Source organism: Pseudomonas putida group bacterium ESBL64, from assembly GCF_045277175.1.
Lineage (GTDB): Bacteria > Pseudomonadota > Gammaproteobacteria > Pseudomonadales > Pseudomonadaceae > Aquipseudomonas > Aquipseudomonas alloputida.
The window spans coordinates 5,569,547-5,585,219 of the sequence record NZ_CP145799.1; the positions used below are offsets into that span (position 1 = coordinate 5,569,547).

General features: G+C 61.8%; 11 protein-coding genes and 6 tRNA genes. 12 read left to right on the forward strand and 5 right to left on the reverse strand.

From position 1 onward, the window contains the following. Nucleotides 1-77: 77 nt before the first annotated feature. Both V6093_RS25240 and V6093_RS25245 read right to left on the reverse strand, forming a co-directional pair. Nucleotides 78-1,568: an MDR family MFS transporter gene (locus V6093_RS25240; RefSeq protein WP_172830958.1), complete on the reverse strand. Its 1,491-nt coding sequence runs from the start codon at nucleotides 1,566-1,568 to the stop codon at nucleotides 78-80. 49 nt (nucleotides 1,569-1,617) lie between these two features. Beyond that, a complete protein-coding gene (locus V6093_RS25245; RefSeq protein ID WP_265978486.1) occupies nucleotides 1,618-2,673 on the reverse strand; it encodes an HlyD family secretion protein in 1,056 nt (351 codons plus the stop codon). 143 nt (nucleotides 2,674-2,816) lie between these two features. Here V6093_RS25245 and gltX point away from each other — a divergent pair, with 143 nt between their 5' ends. Continuing rightward, the gene (gene gltX, locus V6093_RS25250) at nucleotides 2,817-4,298 is read left to right on the forward strand and encodes a glutamate--tRNA ligase (RefSeq protein ID WP_003247183.1); all 1,482 of its coding nucleotides are present in this window, start codon (nucleotides 2,817-2,819) and stop codon (nucleotides 4,296-4,298) included. A gap of 181 nt (nucleotides 4,299-4,479) precedes the next feature. Here the strand turns inward: gltX and V6093_RS25255 are convergent, their stop codons facing one another. Then, a complete protein-coding gene (locus V6093_RS25255; protein WP_004577666.1) occupies nucleotides 4,480-5,430 on the reverse strand; it encodes an IS110 family transposase in 951 nt (316 codons plus the stop codon). Nucleotides 5,431-5,953: 523 nt separating this feature from the next. Here V6093_RS25255 and V6093_RS25260 point away from each other — a divergent pair. From V6093_RS25260 to V6093_RS25310, 11 genes are all read left to right on the forward strand, one after another. Beyond that, nucleotides 5,954-6,029 (forward strand) — tRNA-Ala (locus tag V6093_RS25260). 72 nt (nucleotides 6,030-6,101) lie between these two features. Continuing rightward, nucleotides 6,102-6,177 (forward strand) — tRNA-Glu (locus tag V6093_RS25265). Nucleotides 6,178-6,228: 51 nt separating this feature from the next. Further along, a tRNA-Ala gene (locus tag V6093_RS25270) sits at nucleotides 6,229-6,304 on the forward strand. 42 nt (nucleotides 6,305-6,346) lie between these two features. Beyond that, nucleotides 6,347-6,422, forward strand: a tRNA-Glu gene (locus tag V6093_RS25275). A 61-nt stretch (nucleotides 6,423-6,483) separates the two neighbouring features. Continuing rightward, nucleotides 6,484-6,559, forward strand: a tRNA-Ala gene (locus V6093_RS25280). A 42-nt stretch (nucleotides 6,560-6,601) separates the two neighbouring features. Continuing rightward, nucleotides 6,602-6,677, forward strand: a tRNA-Glu gene (locus V6093_RS25285). A 170-nt stretch (nucleotides 6,678-6,847) separates the two neighbouring features. Continuing rightward, nucleotides 6,848-7,387 (forward strand): TetR/AcrR family transcriptional regulator, encoded by a 540-nt coding sequence (locus V6093_RS25290; RefSeq protein WP_121783857.1) that lies wholly within the window; start codon nucleotides 6,848-6,850, stop codon nucleotides 7,385-7,387. Nucleotides 7,388-7,402: 15 nt separating this feature from the next. Beyond that, a complete protein-coding gene (locus V6093_RS25295; RefSeq protein WP_004577677.1) occupies nucleotides 7,403-8,281 on the forward strand; it encodes an alpha/beta fold hydrolase in 879 nt (292 codons plus the stop codon). Nucleotides 8,282-8,385: 104 nt separating this feature from the next. Beyond that, entirely contained in the window at nucleotides 8,386-8,820 is a 435-nt protein-coding gene (locus tag V6093_RS25300) for a thioesterase family protein (protein WP_003247186.1), read from the forward strand. A gap of 51 nt (nucleotides 8,821-8,871) precedes the next feature. After that, nucleotides 8,872-9,843 (forward strand): tRNA-dihydrouridine synthase, encoded by a 972-nt coding sequence (locus tag V6093_RS25305; RefSeq protein ID WP_014754050.1) that lies wholly within the window; start codon nucleotides 8,872-8,874, stop codon nucleotides 9,841-9,843. 930 nt (nucleotides 9,844-10,773) lie between these two features. Beyond that, a complete protein-coding gene (locus tag V6093_RS25310; RefSeq protein ID WP_003247188.1) occupies nucleotides 10,774-11,217 on the forward strand; it encodes an Hsp20 family protein in 444 nt (147 codons plus the stop codon). An 89-nt stretch (nucleotides 11,218-11,306) separates the two neighbouring features. Here V6093_RS25310 and V6093_RS25315 read toward each other — a convergent pair whose 3' ends face one another. Further along, on the reverse strand, nucleotides 11,307-14,603 hold the full coding sequence (locus tag V6093_RS25315) for a bifunctional diguanylate cyclase/phosphodiesterase (RefSeq protein ID WP_108078526.1): 3,297 nt from the start codon (nucleotides 14,601-14,603) through the stop codon (nucleotides 11,307-11,309). Between the two features lie 61 nt (nucleotides 14,604-14,664). Continuing rightward, entirely contained in the window at nucleotides 14,665-15,543 is an 879-nt protein-coding gene (locus V6093_RS25320) for a LysR family transcriptional regulator (RefSeq protein ID WP_003247190.1), read from the reverse strand. Nucleotides 15,544-15,673 lie beyond the last annotated feature (130 nt).

Genomic DNA, 15,673 nt, shown 5'->3' on the forward strand with positions numbered 1-15,673 from the left:
CGGTGGCTGGCACCGGCTGCGCCGGTGTTCGCGGGCATGCCCGCTCCCACAGGGACCGCATCTGATCTGTAATAGCCTCAATGGGCTTCCCCAGCCTTCAGCCCCTCCGGCAACTTGCGGGTCAGCAACACCGCCACCATGCTCACCGCCAACCCGATCCCGACAAAGTGGAAGGCATCGTTGTAAGCCATGATCAGTGCCTGCTGGTGGGTAATCTCGCTAAGTTTGCCCAGCGCCGCATTGTCATTGCCCAAGCGCTCCGCCAGTTGCGCCAGCCGCTCAGCCACCTGCGGGTTGCTCGGCACCACCGATTCGCGCAGGTAGTCGAAGTACACCTTGGTGCGCGCATCCAGCAGGGTGGCCAGCAAGGCAATACCAATCGCGCCACCGAGGTTACGCAGAATATTGAACAGGCTCGACGCGGACCCTGCATCCTGTTGTTGGATATACGCGGTGGCAATCAGCGAAATGGTCACCATGATCATCGGTTGACCCAGGGCGCGGATGATCTGGATATGGTTGAACTGCGGCCCGGCAAAGTCCGGGTTGAGCACCCCCGAACCGAAACTGGCAGCGCCGAACAGGCAAAACCCCAGCGCGCATAGTACCTTGGGCGATATCACCTTCATCAGTTGCGGCACAAGCGGGATCAGGAACAGTTGCGGAATACCCATCCACATGATCACTTCGCCAATCTGCAAGGCGTTGTAACCCTGTACCTGCGCCAGGTACAGCGGTAGCAGATAGATCGACCCGTACAGGCCCACGCCCATGCCCAGGCTGGCGATGCTCGACAGGCCAAAGTTGCGGTTGCCAAGAATGCGCAGGTTGATCAGTGGGTGTGGCTTGGAAAACTGCAAGATGACGAAGGTGATCAGGCTGACCAGGGCAACACTGCCCAGGCCGACGATCAGGTGTGACTCCAGCCAGTCCTTGCGATGGCCTTCCTCGAGAAACACCTGCAGGCAGCCCAACCCAAGGCCGAGCGTGACGATGCCGGCGTAATCGGTACTTTTCAGCAGCTCCCAGTGCGCCTCCTTCTTCTCAAGCCCATACAACAAGCCGGCGATCATTAGCAGGCCTGGTGGGATATTGATGTAGAAGATGTATTCCCAGCCCCAGTTTTCGGTCAGCCAGCCGCCCAGGGTGGGGCCGATGGAGGGGGCAAAAGTGGCGGTCATGGCGAACATCGCCATGCCTTTGGCGCGGTGGTGCTCGGGCAGCTTGATCAGCGTCAGGGTGAAGGCCAGCGGGATCAGCGCGCCACCGGTGAAACCCTGCAAGGCGCGGAACAGGATCATGCTCTCCAGGTTCCAGGCCATCGAGCACAGCAGCGACGACAGCAGGAAGCCGCTGGATACCCACACCGCCAGGCGCCGCGCCGACAGCAGCTGCACCAGCCAGGCCGTTAGCGGGATCATGATGATTTCCGCCACCAGGTAGGAGGTTGAAATCCATGAGCCTTCTTCCAGGGTCGCCGACAGAGCGCCCTGGATGTCCTTCAACGAGGAATTGGTGATCTGGATATCCAGCACTGCCATGAAGGCACCGAGCATCACGCTCATCACCGCGATCCAGTCGCGTCGGGTTGGCTCCGCAGTGGGGCGCAGCAGTTGGTCACCGGCCATTGTGGCCTTCGTCTGCGCTGCGCAGGTCGACGGTGGCGGTCACCGACATGCCGGGGCGAATACGCCCGTGCAACGGGTTGTCGGCGCTGAACGTGAGTTTTATCGGGATGCGCTGCACAACTTTGGTGAAATTGCCGGTGGCGTTGTCCGGTGGCAGCAGGCTGAACTGCGCACCGGACGCGGCGAACAGGCTGTCCACCCGGCCTTCGATCGGTGTGTCGGGGTAGCTGTCGAACAACAGCTCCGCGCGCTGGCCGGGGTGCATGCGGCCGATCTGCGTTTCCTTGAAGTTGGCCTGCACCCAGATGTCTTCATCCGGCACGATCGACAGCAGGTAGGCGCCGGCCTGCACCACTTGGCCATTGCGCGCATTACGCTGGCCAATGGTGCCGCTGATCGGCGCATGGATTTCGCAGCGGGTCAGGTTCAGTTCGGCCTGGGCCAGGTCGGTGCGGGCATTGGCGATTTGCGCATCGAGGCGCTTGAGTTCGGCGTTCAGGGCGGTGACCTGCTGGCGCTGGCTTTGCAGGTCGGCGCGGGCCTTGTCGACCTGGGAGCCGGCGACATGGCTGTCCGCCGACAGGGTAGTGACACGCTCCTCAGAGACAAAACCCGGCTTGCGCAGCTTCTCGGCACGGCTCAGGTCCAGCCGTGAACGGTCGAACGTGGCCTGGGTGGCCGCCAACTGGGCCTGGCCGGCGGCAATCAGGCTGTCTTGTTGGGTGAGGCGGCTTTGCGCTTGTGCGTACTCGGCTTCGCGGGTGGCCAGCGCGGCACGGGCGCGTTCGACCGCCAGCTCAAAGTCGGCGGCTTCCAGGCGCACCAGCAGGTCGCCCTTGCTGACGTGCTGGTTGTCCTCGACCGGTACCGTTTCGATACGTGCGCCAAGCTGGCTGGAGATACGGGTGATCTCACCCTGCACGTAAGCGTTGTCGGTGCTCTCGTAGAAGCGGCCCTTGAAGTACCAGTGGCCCAGGAAGGCGAGGGCGATGATGGCCACCAGGGCGAAGAAGAGCGTCAGGCGGCGTTTGAGTTGGGCAGGCATGGGGACTATCGTTCCAGAAATGTAAACAAATTTAACAGCGGCACCGGGCCTGTCGACAAGTGACGTTCGCGCCATTGCTGGAGCCCGGTGCCCGCCTCCTGCTAACATCCCGCCTTTGTTTCATCTTTCGTTCGAGACTCTCCATGACCACCGTACGCACGCGTATTGCGCCATCGCCTACCGGCGACCCCCATGTCGGCACTGCCTACATCGCCCTGTTCAACTACTGCTTTGCCAAGCAGCACGGCGGTGAGTTCATCCTGCGCATCGAAGACACCGATCAGCTGCGCTCCACGCGTGAGTCGGAGCAACAGATCTTCGACGCCCTGCGCTGGCTTGGCATCGAATGGAACGAAGGCCCGGATGTCGGCGGCCCGCACGGCCCTTACCGGCAGAGCGAGCGTGGCGAAATCTACGCCAAATACGCTAAAGAGCTGGTAGACGCCGGCCACGCCTTCTACTGCTTCTGCACCGCCGAAGAGCTGGAGCAGATGCGTGCCGAGCAGCAGGCTCGCGGCGAAACCCCGCGTTACGATGGCCGTGCATTGCTGCTGAGCGCCGAAGAAGTGCAGCGCCGCCTGGACGCTGGCGAGCCGCACGTGATCCGCATGAAGGTGCCGAGCGAGGGTATCTGCGTGGTGCCGGACATGCTGCGCGGCGATGTCGAGATCCCGTGGGACCGCATGGACATGCAGGTACTGATGAAGAACGACGGCCTGCCGACGTACTTCCTGGCCAACGTGGTCGACGACCACCTGATGGGCATCACCCACGTGCTGCGTGGTGAAGAGTGGCTGCCATCGGCGCCCAAGCTGATCAAGCTGTATGAGTACTTCGGCTGGGAGCAGCCCAAGCTGTGCTACATGCCGCTGCTGCGCAACCCGGACAAATCCAAACTGTCCAAGCGCAAGAACCCGACCTCGGTCACCTTCTACGAGCGCATGGGCTTCATGCCTGAAGCGATGCTCAACTACCTTGGCCGCATGGGCTGGTCGATGCCTGACGAGCGCGAGAAGTTCTCGCTGGCCGAAATGGTCGAGCACTTTGACCTGTCGCGTATCTCGCTGGGCGGCCCGATCTTTGACATCGAGAAGCTGTCCTGGCTCAACGGCCAGTGGCTGCGTGAGCTACCGGTAGAGGAATTCGCCGCACGCCTGCAGAAATGGGCGTTCAACAGCGACTACATGATGAAGATTGCCCCGCACGTGCAGGGCCGGGTAGAAACCTTCAGCCAGGTTGCCCCGTTGGGCGGGTTCTTCTTCGAAGGCGCGCTCAAGCTGGACGCCAAACTGTTCGAAAGCAAGAAACTGTCGGCCGACCAGGTGCGCCAGGTGATCCAGCTGATCCTGTGGAAGCTTGAAAGCCTGCGTCAGTGGGAAAAAGAGCGCATCACCGGTTGCATCCAGGCCGTGGTCGAAGCGCTGGAGCTGAAGCTGCGTGACGCCATGCCGCTGATGTTCGCCGCCATCACGGGCCAGGCCAGCTCGGTTTCGGTGCTGGACGCCATGGAAATCCTCGGCCCCGACCTGACGCGCTACCGCCTGCGCCAGGCCCTGGACCTGTTGGGTGGTGTGTCGAAGAAAGAAAACAAAGAGTGGGAAAAGCTGTTGGGCTCCATCGGCTGACCGTTTCCGAGCACCGCTGTTGAGCACTGTGGGAGCAACTGTCTTGCTCAATTTCTAAAAGCTGGCGCCTTCCCTGTGGGAGCGGGCTTGCCCGCGAACACGGGCGAAGCCCGTGCCATCCACCACGGTGTTGGCTTCGCGGGCAAGCCCGCTTCCACGCGGCTCACGCTGCGTTCTGGATTTACGTTGTACTTTCAGGCTGCGGTAGCACTAGATCGAGCCATGATGTACCCGTTCTGAGCATGGCATTTAACCGCACGATGAACGTTCTCATGCAGGCCACGATAGCGACTTTGGGAAGTTTTCCGCGCTCCCGCAGTGACTGATAACGAGCCTTGAGTGCTGGGTTGTATCTCATCGCCACAAGGCATGCCATGTACAGCGATCGCCTGACCGCAAATCGTCCGCCAGAGATAGAGCGCTTGCCCATGAATTTCCCGCTGTCGTGGTTGAAGGGCGCCACTCCGACCAGGGAGGCAATTTCTCTGGATTCAACCCGACCCAGCTCCGGCAGCAGCGCTACTAGCTTGCCCGCTGTCACCATCCCAATGCCTTTCACTTTAATCAGTTGGGTAACCCGTTCGTCGTTCAGCATCGCGGTTTGCTGTTCGATCTCACGCTCAACCAGTTTGATCTGCGCTTTGAAGTGTTTCAGGTTGGCATTCAGGTAGTTAGCAACTGCAGTCGATTGCACCTGCTTCAGGCGCCGCAGGTCGTCATCTCGCTGTTGAACCAACCGATCACGTTGCTGAAGCAACTCTCGCAGAAGCGCTCGTTCGGGGCTGATTCGCAGGGAGGGTTGATCTGGAATGACTTCGGCATAGTGCGCCAGAACCTCGGCGTCGATGGCGTCAGTCTTGGCCTTGATGCCTAGAGAGTCAGCGAATGACCTGGCTCGCCTGGGATTAACGCGTATGACCTTGTAGCCAGCGTCCTGTAGAAAACGCATGACATCTCGCTCGTAGCCACCCGTCGCCTCTAACAGGACGCGCTTGATACTGAGCTTGCGAAGGCTCTCCAGTAGCGCCTCAAAGCCTGTGGGATCATTGCTTAAATGCATTTTGATGCCCTGTGGCCGCACCGCAGCATCAAGGGAGAGACTGGAAACATCGATACCCAAGAAGGAAGCCATCACCAAAACCTCCTAAACTCAACACAGTGAGAGGACTTTGGCTTGGCCCACGCTTGTGATTCGAGATCAGAGCCGCATCCAACTGTTCGGGCTCTCGCCAAAGTGGAACGGTGAATGGCAGCTTGTGCTCCCACACGTGCTCAAGGCACCTACGGCATTCAGCTTGCCATTCACCGCTCTCACTCCAGATTCTAATCCCCCATCAAGACACAAGCGGCCTTGTGTCGCGAAAGGACTGCAACGCGGTCCCACAATCTTTGACTCGACGCAAATCCGTCGGGGCCGCTTTGCGGCCCTTTCGCGACACAAGGCCGCTCCCACAGGCATATTCCTGAGGACCAAGTAGCCGGATTGAGTGGAGCAGGGCGGTAAGTGATTGTTATCTGTGAAAAAATTTTTGGATATTTTTAAAAATTCGTTTGACAGCCCTGCAATCCGAACTTAATATGCGCCCCGTCCACAGCGATGAACGAAAACGAAACGCCAGGCACCCAGCCAGCGGTTCAGTTCAAAGCGACATTGTGGGGCTATAGCTCAGCTGGGAGAGCGCCTGCATGGCATGCAGGAGGTCAGCGGTTCGATCCCGCTTAGCTCCACCAAATTCCGCTTAGCAGCCAAGGCTGATAAGCAAGACCGGGTCCAGCAACCAGGTCTTGAAGGTAAGAAGGTTCGTCCCCTTCGTCTAGTGGCCTAGGACACCGCCCTTTCACGGCGGTAACAGGGGTTCGAGTCCCCTAGGGGACGCCAGTTTTACACAAGCGATGTTGTTATGTCGCTGGGCCGCGAGGCTAGAAATCCGGGGCTATAGCTCAGCTGGGAGAGCGCCTGCATGGCATGCAGGAGGTCAGCGGTTCGATCCCGCTTAGCTCCACCAATTTTGCCGCGGTTCGCGTTAGCGGATCGGCACGAAGGTTACGTCCCCTTCGTCTAGTGGCCTAGGACACCGCCCTTTCACGGCGGTAACAGGGGTTCGAGTCCCCTAGGGGACGCCACTTTTCCTGCGTTTTGCAGGGCTTTAAAAGGCTCGTCGCTTATTGATGAGCCTTTTGTTTCGGGGCTATAGCTCAGCTGGGAGAGCGCCTGCATGGCATGCAGGAGGTCAGCGGTTCGATCCCGCTTAGCTCCACCATTTCTGCCAGGGTTCACGCAAGTGGATCTTCGCGAAGGTTACGTCCCCTTCGTCTAGTGGCCTAGGACACCGCCCTTTCACGGCGGTAACAGGGGTTCGAGTCCCCTAGGGGACGCCACGTTTACCCGCGTTTTGCGGGACTTTAAAGGCTCATTCGCTTATTGAATGGGCCTTTTGTTTTTTCCCTTCTCAATAATTTGCCCCCGACAAGCGGCCGCACATTTTGCTTGCCAAAAAATATGATGAGAATAATATTTCGATCATCATATTTTGTGTGGTGTGTGCCAGATGAGCGACAAGAAGAGCAAAACCCGCGAACGCATTCTGGAAGCTGCGCGCAGTGCGCTGATCCAGCACGGCCCGGCCGAGCCCAGCGTCAGCCAGGTGATGGGTGCGGCAGGCCTGACCGTCGGCGGTTTCTATGCGCACTTCGACAGCAAGGACGAGCTGATGCTCGAGGCGTTCCGCCAGTTGTTGGGTGAGCGCCGTGCCTTGCTCGCCCAGATCGACCCCAATCTCGATGGCGCCGGGCGGCGAGCGCTGGCCGGCGCCTTCTACCTCTCGCGCAAGCACCGGGACTGCGAAGTACATGCTTGCCCGCTGCCTAACGCGTTGGGCGAAATGCAGCGCCTGCCGGAGGTCTTCCGCGAGGTGCTGGCCGAGCATATCGAGTTGATGGCTGCCGCGATGGTCGACCGCCCTGAGGATGCTGACAAAGCATTGGCCGACCTGGCCCTGATGGTGGGGGGGCTGGCGCTGGCCCGGGCCTTGGGGGCCAGTGACCTGTCTGACCGTATTCTGCGCGCCGCCAAATCGGCGGTGCTTTAACCCTGGAGCATGGCGATGACCACCCTGAGCTGGATTCGCGGTGTCAATGGCACCTTGGGCCGCCTGGCCCCCGAGCATGTCGCGGGCAAGATGCGCCGTGCCTTCATGACCCCGCGCAACCTGCCGCCGCGGGATTGGGAGCTGCCTGTGCTGGCCAGCGCCGAGCGCATTACACTGCGCTTCGGGCTGTCTGCCTTGCGCTGGGGGCAAGGGCCGACCGTGCTGCTGATGCACGGTTGGGAAGGGCGCCCGACGCAGTTTGCCGCCTTGATCGAGACTTTGGTTCAGGCGGGGCATACGGTGGTGTCGCTGGAAGGGCCTGGGCATGGTCGTTCGCCTGGCGAGCAGGCGAATGTGGTGCTGTTTGCCCGGGCGCTGCTTGAGGCTGCGGCTGAGTTGCCGCCCTTGCGTGCAGTCATTGGCCATTCCATGGGTGGGGCGAGCGTGCTGCTGGCTTTGCAGATGGGGCTGCGTACAGAGGCGGCTGTCAGCATTGCAGCGCCGGCGCGGTTGCTCGGTGTGTTGCGTGGTTTTGCCCATCGCCTGGGGCTGCCTGCACGGGCGCGGGCAGCGTTCATTCGCCAGATCGAGCGCGATGTGGGCATGCAGATTGCGCGGCTGGATGTCACGGGTTACCAGCTGGAACTGCCGGGGCTGGTGGTGCATGCTGCCGATGATGCTCTCGTGCCCGCAGATGAGGCACATGTGATCCACAAGGCCTGGTTCGACAGCCGGCTGATGCTGCTGGAAGGGGGGGGTCACCAGCGAGTGCTGGCCGACCCGCGGCTGAGTGACGCCGTGCTCGAATTGCTGGCTCGGGCTGAAGCGGTCAGTGTCGGGGCGGCTTCAGCCGCGAACATCGGCATCGCCGGTGCCACCCACCGCGGTGTCTGATTCGCGGGCAAGCCCGCTCCTACAACGACCGCTTCAGGCTCGCTGGGGCTGGACATTGCCCCGCAGATCGCTGCTAAATCGCCTTTTGCGCCAAGGAAGCGAAAATGAGCTGGGACCTGGCAACACCCTTCGTCATCGACCTGCGCGTCGGCAGCGAGGACATCGACGGCCTTGGCCACGCCAACAATGCCGTCTACGTCACCTGGCTTGAGCGCTGCGCCTGGCGCCACTCCCAGCGTCTGGGGCTGGACCTGGCCGAGTACCGGCGCCTTGACCGGGCGATGGCTGTGGTGCGCCACGAAATCGACTACCTGGCCGCCGCCTATGAAGACGATGAGCTGCAGCTGGCCACCTGGATCATTGACTGGGACCAGCGCCTGCGCATGACGCGGCGGTTTCAGCTCAAGCGCCCGCGCGATGGTGTGACGTTGCTGCGTGCGCAAACCACCTTTGCCTGCATCGAGCTGTCCAGCGGCAAGCCCAGGCGCATGCCGGCGGAATTCGTCGAAGGTTACGGTCCGGCGCTGATCGGCGCCTGAGTCACCGGCATTTTTTGTTAAACTGCCGGCTTTTTCCGCTGAGACCCCGACATGCAAATTGCTCTGGCCCCGATGGAGGGGCTGGTCGACAACATCCTGCGCGACGTATTGACCCGTGTGGGCGGTATCGACTGGTGCGTCACCGAGTTCATTCGCGTGTGCGACCGCCTGCTGCCGGCGTCCTCGTTCGACAAGCTGGCGCCTGAACTGCGTCAGGGCGCGCGCACGGCTGCCGGTGTGCCCATGCGCGTGCAATTGCTGGGTTCGGACCCGGTATGCCTGGCGGAAAACGCCGCACTGGCTTGCGAGCTTGGGGCGCCGGTGATCGACCTGAACTTCGGTTGCCCGGCAAAGACGGTGAACAAGTCGCGTGGTGGTGCGGTACTGCTCAAAGAGCCGGAGTTGCTGCACGCCATTGTGCGTGAAGTGCGGCGGGCGGTGCCGGCGAACATTCCGGTGACCTCGAAGATGCGTCTGGGCTTCGACAGCCCCGATGGGGCACTGGAGTGCGCCACGGCGCTGGCCGAGGGCGGTTCGGCACACCTGGTGGTGCACGCACGGACCAAGGTTGAGGGCTACAAGCCGCCAGCGCACTGGGAGTGGGTGGCGCGGGTGCAGGATGTGGTCAAGGTCCCGGTATTTGCCAATGGCGAGATATGGACGGTCGATGACTGGCGGCGTTGCCGCGAGGTCAGTGGCGCTGAAGACATCATGCTCGGGCGTGGGCTGGTATCGCGCCCGGACCTGGGCCTGCAGATTGCAGCGGCGCGGGATGGGCGCGACTATCAGCCGATGAGCTGGCATGATTTGTTGCCACTGTTGCGTGAGTTCTGGCGCCAGGCCCAGGCCAAATTGTCGCCGCGTTATGCGCCGGGGCGGATGAAGCAGTGGCTGGCGATGCTGACTCGCAGTTACCCCGAAGCGGTGGTTTTGTTTGCCGAGTTGCGCCGGGAAGATGACTGTGCGCGGATCAGCCGGTTGCTAGGGGTAGAGGCGCAAGCGTTGGAGGCTTGCGTCGCCTGAGCAGGCCTCTCCGCGGGTACTGCACCTGTAGGCGCGGGTTCACCCGCGAAAGGGCCGGCCCTGCTGGCCAATTTCCACCGGCCGTTCACCGTTGCCGCCGCTACCGTATTCGCGGGTAAACCCGCTCCTACGCCGGATTGGTGGTGGACACATGTTGGTGGCGGGGCACAGGCCGTCGTAGGAGCGGGTTCACCCGCGAAGAGGCCGGGCCTGCTGGCCAATTTCCACCGGCCGTTCACCGTTGCCGCCGCTACCGTATTCGCGGGTAAATCCGCTCCTACGTCGGATTGGTGGTGGACACATGTTGGTGGCTGGGCATCGGCCGTCGTAGGAGCGGGTTCACCCGCGAAAGGGCCGGGCCTGCTGGCCAATTTCCACCCGTCGTTTACCGTTGCTGCCGCTACCGTATTCGCGGGTAAACCCGCTCCTACGCCTGATCGAGGGTGGACACATTGTCGGTGGCGGGGCACAGGCCGTCGTAGGAGCGGGTTAACCCGCGAAGAGGCCGGGCCTGCTGGCCAATTTCCACCCGCCGTTCACCGATGCCGCCGCTACCGTATTCGCGGGTAAACCCGCTCCTACGTCTGATCGAGGGTGGACACATGTCGGTGATTGGGCGCAGGCCGCCGTGTAGAAAGGGCCGGCCCTGCTGGCCAATTTCCACCCTTCCTTCACCGTTGCCGCCACCACCGTATTCGCGGGTAAACCCGCTCCTACGCCGGATTGGTGGTGGACACATGTTGGTGGCTGGGCATAGGCCGTCGTAGGAGCGGGTTCACCCGCGAAGAGGCCATCAAACCCCGTGCAAAAAAATCAAATTTTTTCTGTTTGCCCCTTGAAAGCGTTTCCCTCGGCCATATCTTTTGAGTACGCGATGCCGAAGCCGGGTCGCGTAATGACTTACTTGCTGAATCTCAGGAGTTTATGACCATGACTACTGCTTTCTCTCTTGCTCCACTGTTCCGTCATTCCGTTGGTTTCGACCGTTTCAACGACCTGTTCGAATCCGCGGCACGTAACGAGGCCGGTAGCAGCTACCCGCCCTATAACGTGGAAAAGCATGGCGATGACCACTACCGCATCGTGGTTGCTGCAGCTGGTTTCCAGGAAGAGGACCTCGACCTGCAGGTCGAAAAAGGTGTCCTGACCGTGACCGGTGGCAAGCGCGACAATAGCGCCGCTGAAGTGACCTACCTGCACCAGGGTATCGCACAACGCGCCTTCAAGCTGTCGTTCCGCCTGGCAGATCACATCGAAGTGAAGGCTGCCGGCCTGGCCAATGGCCTGCTCAGCATCGACCTGCTGCGCATCGTGCCTGAAGAAGCCAAGGCCAAGCGCATTCCGATCAATAGCGAAAAACCAGCGCTGAACTGACCGCGCGGCACTGAAAAAAGGGCACCTCCAGAGGTGCCCTTTTTCGTGCTTCTCACGCGGTCCCAGGTAGGTGCGCGGCCGTCATGCGATCAGTAATCTGCCGGCGCCTCCAGCAACATCTGCCGAAACTCCAGCAACGGTAATGGCCGGCTGTGCAGATAACCCTGGTACAGATGGCACCCCAGCCGCTCGAGAAACGCCAGCTGTTCGGTCAGCTCTACCCCTTCGGCAATCACCGCCAGGTCCAGACTGCGCGCCATGGCGACAATGGCGCGGACAATTTCTGCGTCGTTGGGGTCGACCGGTGCATCGCGCACGAAGCTCTGGTCGATTTTCAGCGCATCGACCGGCAGGCGCTTCAGGTAAGTCAGCGAGGAATAGCCGGTGCCGAAGTCATCCATGGCAAAACTTACCCCGTAGCGCTTCAGCTCGCGCATCTTGCTGATGGTGTCTTCCAGGTTCTGGATGACGATGCCCTCCGTGATTTCCAGCGTCAGCATCTGCCGCGGCAGGCGGTAATCGTCCAGGCTGCGCAGCACCCGCCCGACAAAGTCGTTCTGGCGGAACTGTCGCGGGCTTATGTTCACGCACAGGCTGAAATCATCAGCGTCGATCAACCCGTCGGTGAGCATGCGGGCGCAGGCGTCGCAGGCTTCGTCGAGAATCCAGCTGCCAACTTCAAGGATCAGGCCGCTTTCTTCTAGTACCTGAATGAACTGCGAGGGCGGTTGCTGGCCCAGTAGCGGGTGGTGCCAGCGCAGCAATACTTCAGCACCGACGATGCGGTTGTCGCGGGCATCCACCTGCGGCTGGAAGTGCAGCGCCAGTTCGCCACGGGCCAGGGCCAGGCGCAGGTCGTTTTCCATGCGCAGGCGCTCGCTGGCGGCCTTCTGCATGGTGGTGTGGAACAGCTGTGTGGTGTTGCGACCGGAGTCCTTGGCCCGGTACAGGGCGATATCGGCACGTTTAAGCAGGTCGGCCGGTGTGGTGCCGTGGTCGGGGATCAGCGCCACGCCGATGCTGGGCGTTACCTGCAGGCGCTGGCCATCCAGTGACATTGGCTCGGCCAGCAGTTCGCGAAGGGTGTCGGCCAGCTCGCGCACTTTCTCTTCCACGTGTTCGCGGCTCCCTTCCAGGCCGCTGAGCAGCACCACGAATTCGTCGCCACCCAGGCGCGCCACGGTGTCCTCCAGGCGCACGCTGGCCTCAAGGCGGGCAGTGATGATCTTCAGCACGGTGTCGCCCACCGGGTGGCCCAGCGAGTCGTTGATGTGCTTGAAGTGGTCGAGGTCAAGGAACAGCAGGGCGCCACGCAGGTTATGGCGCTTGAGCAGGGCGATCTGCTGGCTCAGGCGGTCCATCAGCAAGGCGCGGTTGGGCAGGTTGGTCAGCGGGTCGTGATAGGCCAGGTGGCGTATCTGCGCCTGGGCGTTCTTCAGCTGGCTGACGTCGCGGGCGGTCAGCAGCAGGCAATCCACTTCGTTGAGGGTGATCGGTTCCACCGAAACCTCGACCGTGAGGATATCGCCACGCTTGTTGCGCCCGAGCATCTCGCGGTGGTGTACCCGGCCGCGCTCGTGCAATTCGGCCAGCAGCGCGCTGCGCTGCTTGTCGTCGGCCCAGATGCCGATCTCATACACCGTGTGGCCGATCACTTCGGCAGTACTGTAGCCGGTCAGGCGGCAGAAGCCGTCGTTGATTTCCAGGTAGCGGCCGCTGTGGCGTTCGGTGATGGTGATGGCATCGGGGCTGGAGTGGAAGGCCTTGGCGAACTTCTCTTCGCTGGACTTAAGCGCTGCTTCGGCGCGTTGTTGCTGGGTGATGTCGCGCAGGGTGGTCACGCTGCAGGGCTGGTCGTCGACGGTGATCAGGCGGCTGGAAATCACACAGGTCATCGGGGCGCCATTGCGGTGGTTGAGTACCACGGCGACGTTGCTCAAGGCCTGTTCGCGGATCACCTGCTCGATACGTTTCGCGCGCTCGACGGACTCGGCCCACAGGCCGATTTGCTCTGCGGTACGCCCAAGCACCTGCTCGCTGCTCCAGCCGAAGGTCTGGGTGAACGCCGGATTGATCTCGATGAACTGGCCAGTGTCCTGGCGGGTGACGCAGATCGGGTCGGGGCTGACCTGGAACAGGCTGGCAAACTTCTCTTCCGAGGCGCTCAGGCGCTGTTCGCGCTCCACCTGATCGGTGATGTCGAGCAAGGTGCCCGCCATGCGCAGGGGGATGCCCTGGTCGTCGCGGTACAGCCGCGCGCGGCTTTCGATGTAGCGTGAAGTGCCGTTTTCCAACTGCACCCGGTAGGTGATCTGATAGTTGCCGGCAGGCCCTTCGCGCAGGCTGCGGTAGGCCTGTCGCATCGAGTTGCGCTCTTGCTCCGGCACACCTTCGAAGAACGCATCGAACGATTCATGAAAAGGGATGGGCGGCAAGCCATGCAGCTGCGCCGCGCGGGCTGAGCCGTAGAGCATGCCGCTTGGGATGTGCCAGTCCCAGGTGCCCAGTTGCGCCGAGTCCAGGGCCAGGTCCAGCCGCTCCTGGCTGTCCTTCAGGGCCTGCTCGGCACGCTTGCGTTCGGTGGTGTCGACGAATGTACTGATCAGGAAGGTCACGCCTTCCAGCTCGATGCCCTGGGTGCACAGGATGCCGTCATGCACCTTGCCGCTGGTCGCGCGAAATTGCACCTCCATGATCAACGGGCCGCCGTTGGCGCGGGTCGACTCCATGATCTGGTGGCGCTGTTCGGGGTTGACCCACAGGCCCAGTTCCAGGCTGGTCTTGCCGATCACCTGGCTGCCGGGCCAGCCGAACATGTTTTCGAAGTGCTGGTTGACCTCGAAGATCATGCCATCGTGGCGACGGGTCAGCAAAATGGCGTTGGGGCTCAGGTGGAACAGCGTGGCGAAGCGCTTTTCCGAATTGATCAGTGCTGTTTCCCGTTCGCGCTGGCGGGTGATCTCGCGGATCACGCCGATCATCTGCGGCCGGCCGTGCGGGTCGTGGGTCAGGCTGCCGTTGATCTCCAGCCAGTGCAGGCTGCCGTCCGGCCAGCGGATACGGTGGCGCATGGCTTGCTCCACCGGCTCGCCATTGACCACCGCCTGGAACACCTGACGCGTGCGGGCGCGGTCCTCCTCGGGCAGCAGGTCGAGGTAATCGATATCGGCGGGCAGTGGCCGTTGTGGATCGAAACCGAACAGGGCCTGGGTGCCCCGCGACCAACTGACCCTGCCGCTTTCGATATCCCATAGCCAGGCACCCAGGCGCGCACCGTTGAGCGCTGCCAGCAGTTGCGGGGCGTTCTGCCAGGCCTGCTCGGACTCCTGGGGATCAGCGGCAGGTATTCGCGGCAGGCGCAAAAAGCGGTTTGCTGATTTGGGCATCGGTACCAGACCTTTGGCGTATGACGTGTCCTTGGAATCGGAATAGCTGGCTGACAGCCAGTCAGGTGGGCCCTGAGTGGCTGTCGAGCAGGGCCATGAATGCCCTGGCCGCATTCGATAGCGTACGCTCCGTGTGCAGAATGTAGCCTAGCTGGCGCGACAGCTGTATGCCGGGCAAAGCGATGGGTGAAACCTGTTCGTCGAGCATGGTGCGTGGCAGCACGCTCCAGGCCAGGCCGATCGATACCATCATCTTGATGGTTTCCAGGTAGTTGGTGCTCATGGCGATGTTCGGCGTCAGGCCCTGGCTTTCGAACAGGCGCTGGACAATATGGTGGGTAAAGGTATTGCCGCCGGGAAATACCGCCGGGTGGCGGGCGACGTCAGCCAGGCTTACCGCCTGGTTGTTGGCCAACGGGTGCTCGGGGGCGGCGACAAAGTCCAGGGCGTCATCCCACACCGGCACGGCCTTGACCAAGTGGTGTGGCTCGGGCGCCAGGGTGATCACGGCGATTTCGGCGCGGCCATGCAGAATCTCGTCGTAGGCCTGTTCCGAATCCATGAACTGAATATCCAGTGCCACTGCCGGGTACTGGCGGGTGAAAACCCGTAGTAGCGGGGGCAGGCGGTGCAGGCCGATGTGGTGGCTGGTGGCCAGGGTCAGGCGACCGCTCACGGCCCCGGTCAGATTGGTCAGCGCCCGTCGGGTATCATCAAGGACGTTGAGGATCTGGTAGGCCCGCGGCAGCAGTGCGCGCCCGGCTTCAGTCAGGGTTACTTCGCGGCCCAGGCGGTCGAACAGGCGCACGTCCAGTTGCTGCTCCAGGCCGGCGATGCGTTTGCTGATGGCCGGCTGGGTCAGGAACAGGCGTTCGGCTGCGCCGGAAAAGCTGCCGGTTTCGGCAATAGCGATGAAGGCACTGAGGTTGGCCAGGTCCATGGTGTGGTATTCCTTTGGGTTATCCAAAGCATAAAAATTATGAATTTGAGTTATTCAATCTAACCCCCTAGCATCGTCCGTACAAGCCAAGGGGTCTTTGGCATAGAAAGACGCTGATGAGGAACAGTCT

Excerpts from the sequence above, each read along its gene's own strand:
- V6093_RS25310 (WP_003247188.1), top strand. The coding sequence starts at position 10,774 with ATGACTACTGCTTTCTCTCTTGCTCCACTGTTCCGTCATTCCGTTGGT.
- gltX (WP_003247183.1), top strand. The coding sequence starts at position 2,817 with ATGACCACCGTACGCACGCGTATTGCGCCATCGCCTACCGGCGACCCC.
- V6093_RS25305 (WP_014754050.1), top strand. The coding sequence starts at position 8,872 with ATGCAAATTGCTCTGGCCCCGATGGAGGGGCTGGTCGACAACATCCTG.
- V6093_RS25245 (WP_265978486.1), bottom strand. The coding sequence starts at position 2,673 with ATGCCTGCCCAACTCAAACGCCGCCTGACGCTCTTCTTCGCCCTGGTG.
- V6093_RS25320 (WP_003247190.1), bottom strand. The coding sequence starts at position 15,543 with ATGGACCTGGCCAACCTCAGTGCCTTCATCGCTATTGCCGAAACCGGC.
- V6093_RS25255 (WP_004577666.1), bottom strand. The coding sequence starts at position 5,430 with ATGGCTTCCTTCTTGGGTATCGATGTTTCCAGTCTCTCCCTTGATGCT.
- V6093_RS25295 (WP_004577677.1), top strand. The coding sequence starts at position 7,403 with ATGACCACCCTGAGCTGGATTCGCGGTGTCAATGGCACCTTGGGCCGC.
- V6093_RS25315 (WP_108078526.1), bottom strand. The coding sequence starts at position 14,603 with ATGCCCAAATCAGCAAACCGCTTTTTGCGCCTGCCGCGAATACCTGCC.
- V6093_RS25300 (WP_003247186.1), top strand. The coding sequence starts at position 8,386 with ATGAGCTGGGACCTGGCAACACCCTTCGTCATCGACCTGCGCGTCGGC.
- V6093_RS25290 (WP_121783857.1), top strand. The coding sequence starts at position 6,848 with ATGAGCGACAAGAAGAGCAAAACCCGCGAACGCATTCTGGAAGCTGCG.